Source organism: Desulfobaculum sp. (assembly GCF_054921475.1).
On sequence record NZ_JBUDSW010000188.1, the window covers coordinates 1 to 7,335 of the forward strand.

Consider the following 7,335-nt stretch of genomic DNA (forward strand, 5'->3'; position numbering starts at 1 on the left):
GAGTGCCATCTTCACACGGTGGAAGTCACTGGTTCAAATCCAGTATCGCCCACCACTTTGCACCCCGGGCCCCGACGGTCCGTCCCCACATCGGGGAGAAGGCGGCGAAAGCCAATGCAGCAGCATTGACAACCTGCAGCTTGTCGGGCATAAAACATTCTCGGCTGAATGCCGTAGAAAATACGGGCGATTAACTCAGTTGGTCAGAGTGCCATCTTCACACGGTGGAAGTCACTGGTTCAAATCCAGTATCGCCCACCATCGATTTCAAAACCCCGGTCTGAAAAGGCCGGGGTTTTTTTGTGTTTTATGGGTTTGTGCTTTTTGAGGGGGGATGCGCCACTGCTTTGCAGCTGCGCCGCATCCCCCCTCTTGTATTTGCCTTCAAGGCTATTGCAAACGAAAGGGCAAGAAACTGTCCGACAGGGCTGGGGGAATTGGCTAAACGCCGAACTGAGATTGGGGAGCGCTGTTTTCAACACACATCTGACCGTGGCGGCATGCGTAGAATGTGGCTTTGCGGCCGGAAAACGTGATGGAGCAGTTCCTGTTGCACGTCGCCGCATTGAATCGTGGATTTCTGGTGCGATGCTTAATCCGAAGTGGCATCCGAAGGGTGCGGCTGATGCCTGGCCGTCGTTTTTGTCCGGTTATACACGGTCTGGCTCGATCGTGCTCGTTTTTGGGGTCCATGGAGTTCGACACGATATTTTTGTGCCAATTATGGCGGCAAGCGTCAGTGGGATGTGATCCGAGGGGGCGGGGCATTTTCAATGGGCGTTTAGCCCAGCACATTCGGCGGCAGACACTTTCTTGCGCTGTTGGAGCAGAAAGGAACACGGCGTAGACGCCTTGTGGGACGTGGCCGTCAGTGTAATGTGCTGATGGCCACGTGCTAGTTTGTTAGCTCCTGCATTTGTCGCATGGTTTGCTTTGGGGTGATGCCGTAGAGCTTTTTGTAGGCACTGATGAAGTGACCAACATTGGAGTAGCCCACAGCAAAGGCGCATTGGCTGACATTCATTTTTCGTTCCTTCAACATGGAGTAGGCGTATTCCATTGTGCATTTGTGGACGAACTTCGCAACGCTTACACCATAAAGGTGCTTGAACCCTTGGTTAATCTTTGAGCGGTTCATCCCAACTTTGGAATAGAGGTCACCTGCGTTCTCTATCATCAAAAAGCATTGCTCAATTTCGCTTTTTAACTGTTGGATTTTTTGTATTTCGTCATCCATAAAGCTTGCGGGGATGCTTTTCTTTTGTTTTTCCGCGCTGCGCACGGCTTTGAAGAAAAATTCAAGGATGGAGTACTTTGCATACAGGTCATTGCCCGTAAGGCAGCCGTGATTTTCAATAAAGCATTTGACGCATTTCATGCACTCGGCGCTGGCAATTCCTGCAGCTAGCGTTGGTGCTCCGCAGGAGTCCTTCATGCCCTGCAACACCTTCTTTATATTTGTGTAGGCGCCTTGTCCAAAAATACTCTCCAAGAAGTTTTTGGACATGAAGAGCGCAACATGCATGTAGTCTTTTTGTTTTGGCAAACGCAAAGCAATGTCAACATCAGAAAGCTCACCAAGAGCAAACATGCTGGAGCTTATTGATACGGCTTCCCCTTCCTCTCCTGCAAATTTGATCTGCGTCTCGCCGGAGACAACAACAATGCAGACCAGCACAGGAGACTCGCAACGCAAGAAGGACATTTTGTCCTTTGTCACCGTGAGCGGTCCGCAAATTCCAAACTGAACACCATTGAACGGTTCAAAAGCCACACCGTTGCCTTGTGCCCAATCACACGAAAAGGACACAGTACGTGGGCCCTTGTGACAACCGTGCGTGCGGCTGATTTCTGCAACGCGGGAAAGTGTAAGGTTTTTGTCAAATAAATTCTGTGCGTTCATGACCCAATCTCCTAGTCAAAGGCGAAAAGTGGCGCTGGAAGCGGACAATAGTAGCGCTGATATTGAAAGTCAATTCCACCTGAGAGCCACGAGGGAGCGTCTGCGTCGTCAAACTGGCTATTTTTCATGTCCTTTCGAGCAGAGGGAGGCTGGATTTTGAGCTAATCCTACGGAAAGACGAACAAGTAGGATGCTCATGCCCAAGAGTGTTTTGACGTATTGAGTAAGGGCGTAACGTTCAACATCTTTGGAGATGTCGTATGAAAGGACTATCTGCTGTCCGTCACCTAATGGAATTGGCACCAGAGAGCGTTCCGCCATTGCGTCAAGCTGTGGTGTTCGCTGCGGCTGCGGCTGTGTTCTACCCTGTGCCGATATTCATGTCTTGGATGATATATCGGGGGCTGAGCACAGGAAACTCGGGATCAGTGACGCTCATCGCGTTGTTCGCAGTTGCTGTCAGTGCGATAGTTCTTGGTGCTATGTGCAGAGCAAAGTGTACGGTCTTGGCACACAAGGCGTCGTTTACTTTTGGGACAAAAGTGTGCGCAACGTTGATGGATCATCTTGGTAAGGTCCCTCTGCATTGGTTCGCTAAGAAAAGCACAGGCGAACTTAAGAAAGTCTTGAAGCATGATGTCGAATTGATAGAGCACTTCATTGCCCACCATATCTCCGACATGATCGCCTGCGTACTTTTGCCACTGTTTTGCATGCTCGCTTTGTTCTTTGTTGATGCCAGGTTGTCGCTCATTATTTTGTCAATCACTGTGTTGGCGATTTCTATGCACTACATCACTATGCGCCTTATAAAGACCACAACACTTAATGACGAATATTTCAAATCCGTCGCCGTACTGCATTCTGATGCTGTGGAATTTATACACGGTATGCAGGATATTAAAATATTCAACAAAACGAAGGAGTCTTATGGGAGGATGAATGGCGCCATTGAAGACTTGAAAAGGGTTCAAGGTGTTATTCAGGACGTATTTTTGCGGCGTTCAATGTATTTCCTCACCATAACGTCCATGCCGTTTGTCATTATGGCCATCTTTGGTGCCCTTTTGTACACGTCAGGCTCCGTTCAGCTTGATGTGGTGCTGCTGTTTATCATGGCGGGGTGGATTTCCTTTGTGCCGCTGGCGCGGATGCCACGGTTCATCACGTTCTTGTGGAAGGCCGGCATGGGCTATCAAGGTATGAAGCAGCTCCTCGATGAACCTGTCGAAGTGCGTGGCGATGTGAAATACAAAAGCGACATGGTTCCCGACCTGCAGGTTGAAAATTTGTCAGTAAGTTACGACGGCAAGCCCGTGCTACAGAACATCAGCTTTGAGGCCCGTGCGTCAACCATAACAGCTCTTGTCGGTCCCAGCGGCTCGGGCAAGAGCACGTTGGTCTCGGCGCTTGCGGGTATGGAGAGTCTTAGTTCCGGTACAATTACCGTGGCGGGACATGCGTTGAATGAGTTTGCCGCTGATGAACTTGGCAAGTTGATGGCTTTGGTTTTTCAGCGACCCTTCATTTTTTCCGGGACCGTGCGCGAGAACCTGTGTCTTGGGGTGGAGAATCCCTCGCAGGAGCAAATCGAAGCCGCTGCACGAATGGTGCAATGCGACAAATTGATAGCTGATTTGCCAAGTGGTTATGAGACGTTGATCGGTTCCGGCGGAGATGTGCACCTGAGTGGAGGGCAGCGGCAGCGTTTAGCGCTGGCCCGTATGGCTTTGCGAAATGCCCCCATTGTTTTGCTTGATGAAGCCAGTGCCTTTGTTGATCCAGAGAGTGAGGAGGCCATCCAAAAAGGTCTGTCTCTGTTCCTGAAAAATAAGACGGTGCTTGTGGTTGCACACAGGCTGTCGTCCATCGCCCATGCGGACAATATAATTGTCCTCGACAAGGGCGTCATAGCTGAGAGCGGTACCCATGCCAGTTTGCTGGAGCAAAACGGCGTGTATAGCCGGCTGTGGGACGCCTGGCAGACGACGCGGTCGTGGGAGCTGTGCTCACCTGGCACCACTCAACGCTCCGGGGGCGCAAATGTTTAGGAATATATTCGACTTTATCGAAGGCAGGGAAAAGACGCTTTTGCAGGCCACTGCGTGGACGTTTTCTGTTCAGGCTGTGCAGACTGCTGCGTATATCGTTGTGTTTTTCCTTATGCTGTATTTGGCGGGCGATCCGTCGTATTGGGGTGTGTTCTGGTTCTCCATTCTTCTTTTGACGCTAGCCGCCGCGTACTACTTCGTAAGTGTTGCAGGCACATCCGCCTCACTGAAGGCTGGGTATGCCATAGTGGCGGACATTCGGGTTCGGCTTGTCGATCATTTGCGGCGCTTGCCCCTTTCATATTTTCGACGCACGAACAATTCCAAAATCAGCGGATGCTTTCTGCACGATATGGTCGATGCAGAGTCAATATTCTGCGTGTACCTCCAGGAGATGACCGCCTGTGTCGCTATTGTGGTGATGCTTGGTGCCGCCATGGGGTTTGTTACCGGCTTTTTGAGCCTCATTCCTCTGGTGGGCGTGGCGGCGTCGGTGCCTCTTTTGTACAAAGCATACACCTCCACCGGTACGCAAACGCAGGAGTTCTTGGAGAGCCGGGCGTTGGCTGACGGGACCGTCCTTGAATATCTCGGAGGTATTGGAGAGCTCAAGGCCAACGGCATTTTGGGGCGCGACTTTACTCCATGGGCGACGGCCAATGAGAATTTCCGCAGGCTTGCCTTGGCGTTGGAAGTCAGGGTTGGGAACCTTTGTCGGACCTACATCTCTCTGCTGGATATTACCTTCGCTGCGACAGTGGCAGTGGGAGGCTGGGCAGTGGCCACCAATAGGGCGGAAGCCAGCGTCCTCCTCTTTATTTTGCTCATCAGCGGCCGGTTCTATGAGCCCCTTCAGAATATTGGAGTGTTTTTGGCGGAGTTTCGGTTCGCCACAGAGTCCTTGCGGCGCATCGCGTCGATATTTGATGAAAAGTCCCTGCAGCAGATGCCGGGATATACGCCGCCGAAAGACCTCAGCGTGACCTTTGAGGGCGTGTCCTTTGCCTATGGTCAACGCAAGGTTTTAAACGACATCTCTTTCCATATGCCGCAGGGGTCAGTCACCGCCTTGGTGGGCGAGTCCGGCGGCGGAAAAACAACAACCGCGAATCTTCTGCTTCGCTTTTGGGATGTCAGTACAGGGTGCATCCGCATTGGTGGCACGGATATTCGGACCTTTTCGCAGAGTGAATTCTACAAGCATTTTAGTGTCGTTTTTCAGGATGTGTATCTGTTTAACGATACGGTGCTGAACAACATTCGGATGGCCCGTCCCGAGGCGAGCCGCGAAGAGGTTATGGATGCAGCCCGGAAAGCCCATTGCCATGAATTCATCATGGAGTTGGAGGAGGCGTACGATACCCCGGTGGGCGAGGGCGGAGCCAGGCTTTCTGGTGGCGAGCGCCAGCGCATTGCCATAGCCAGAGCCATTTTGAAGGACGCGCCGCTCCTTGTGCTTGATGAAGCAACCGCCTCGGTGGATCCGGAAAATGAATTGCTGATTCAGGAGGCCCTAGGCGCTCTTGTTCAGGACAAGACCCTTTTGGTGATTGCCCACAGGTTGTCAACCGTGCGCGGGGCGCATCAGATACTTGTGCTGAAACAGGGTGATATTGCCGAAAGGGGCACTCATGAAGAACTGATGAGCCACAAGGGCATTTACCATCAGTTCTGGCAGTCTCAGGAAAGAATGAAGTCTTGGAGCATTCAATAGCGCGCTGAGCCGGTGGCTGGGGCTTCCCGGTCACCGGTGCGTCGTTTTTAGGGGGGAGAAGGCTTCCTCTGGTTTTTGCAACATTCACGGCGTCATGATGAAAGCGGGATGGCTTCCTGGTCCGAAGACGGTATAGGACACTTTTTGTGCATTTCTGGTGGTGCCTTTTTATTTCAGGGTCATTACCTTGGGCAAATTGTTTTGGGGGTCGTCTTTGTTTTGAATATGTCCAATCGAAGACGAAGAACACATTATTGAAAAGGATATTCAATATCATTGAGGAGGGGCTATGTTCCCATTCATGAGTAAATTGGGACAATGCTGCTTGGCGTTATTGCTCGCAGCATGCGTGTGTTTAATTCCGGGGGGCGCCGTAGCTGGCGAAACGGAAGATGCCAAGACGGATGAGCAGACGGCGAGTGCGGCTGAGGATGAGAATTCCGAGGCGACCTGTGTGTTACCTGCTGTCGTTGTGACTGTGGATAAGCGCGAAACAGAAGTCCAGAAAACTCCTATGTCCCTGACGGTCTTCGATTCCCAGAAGCTCAACGACAGAGGCGTTAATGAAATCGATGACGTTTTGTACCGGATTCCAAACCTTTCCGTGAACCGAGGCATGGGTGGTCTGACCTATATGTCCTTCCGTGGCGCGCCGACAGCCATTCCTACCGAGACCAACCCTCTGGTAATTTACATCGATGGTGTACCCGCGGATACGTTCATGAATATGGACGCCCCGCTGATGGATATTGAGCGCGTCGAAGTGCTGCGTGGTCCACAGAGTGTTATGTACGGCAAAAATACATTTGGCGGCATCATTAACATCATTTCAAAGCAACCGGATAACAACTACAGGGGGAAGGTTTTTACTCGAGCTGAATCGTATGAGGGCTATGGCCTTGGCGGTACGGTGAGCGGACCTGTCATAGAGGACAAGTTGTACTTTTCTTTGTCCGCTTTGCACGAGCAGTCCGAAGGGTACATGGACGCTGAAGGGCGTGACAGGAGCAATACGGACAAGAAGGAAAGGGTCAAGGGTGTCTTTCGATACACGCCTTCTGACGTTCTCGATCTTGCCCTGCACTGCGACTACACCGAGTCCCGCGAGCGCCCGGCATACATCAAGGGCAACGATGCGACCCTCGACTCTTTCTCCAATGACGACGATTTCTCGGACAGCGACACGTTGAATCTTGCGCTGACTGCGACGATGGATTGGGATTCCATGGTTTTTGACTCTGTAACGACCTACAGGACAGAAACCATTGACTTCCAGTCGTACCTGCATCCGGTTATGGCCATAGCGAATACGTCTGGCCGAAATATTGAGCGCGACGAAGTAACGCAGGAATTCCGTGTGAGCTCTCCCGCAGAGAGTGAGATGAAGTGGCTGCTTGGCCTGTACGGGAGCTACGCCGACCTGAATGTCAAAAACATCTATGCCGACTATATGCCTATGGGCGCCCTCAATCCGGCACTGAATCAGCCCTTTAAGCAGACGACCAAGGAGTTTGCTCCGTTTGGCCAGATTGAAGTGCCCCTGACGGATTCGATTCATGCCATTGCTGGTCTGCGCTGGTACAATGCTTACAAGTCCGCCACCATCAGCTATGAACCGAATGCCGACATGCAGGCGGCTTTTGGGGCCGTACCTATGAGCACGAGCC

Annotated in this window: 4 protein-coding genes and 1 tRNA gene; 4 read left to right on the forward strand and 1 reads right to left on the reverse strand. The window is 51.7% G+C overall.

Annotated features, from left to right (window positions below; genetic code table 11):
• Positions 1-184 precede the first annotated feature (184 nt).
• Positions 185-261, forward strand: a tRNA-Val gene (locus ACY69P_RS11990).
• A gap of 634 nt (positions 262-895) precedes the next feature.
• Here ACY69P_RS11990 and ACY69P_RS11995 read toward each other — a convergent pair.
• Positions 896-1,903 carry a helix-turn-helix domain-containing protein gene (locus ACY69P_RS11995; protein WP_462327634.1) on the reverse strand — a complete coding sequence of 336 codons (1,008 nt, stop codon included), beginning with the start codon at positions 1,901-1,903 and terminating at the stop codon, positions 896-898.
• Positions 1,904-2,163: 260 nt separating this feature from the next.
• On the opposite strand from ACY69P_RS11995, the gene ACY69P_RS12000 reads away from it, so the two are divergent.
• From ACY69P_RS12000 to ACY69P_RS12010, 3 genes are all read left to right on the forward strand, one after another.
• Positions 2,164-3,954 carry an ABC transporter ATP-binding protein gene (locus tag ACY69P_RS12000; RefSeq protein WP_462327635.1) on the forward strand — a complete coding sequence of 597 codons (1,791 nt, stop codon included), beginning with the start codon at positions 2,164-2,166 and terminating at the stop codon, positions 3,952-3,954.
• Positions 3,947-5,668: an ABC transporter ATP-binding protein gene (locus ACY69P_RS12005; protein ID WP_462327636.1), complete on the forward strand. Its 1,722-nt coding sequence runs from the start codon at positions 3,947-3,949 to the stop codon at positions 5,666-5,668. The genes ACY69P_RS12000 and ACY69P_RS12005 overlap by 8 nt, the downstream gene beginning before the upstream one ends.
• A gap of 289 nt (positions 5,669-5,957) precedes the next feature.
• A partial coding sequence (locus ACY69P_RS12010; RefSeq protein WP_462327637.1) for a TonB-dependent receptor occupies positions 5,958-7,335 on the forward strand: 1,378 nt, incomplete at its 3' end.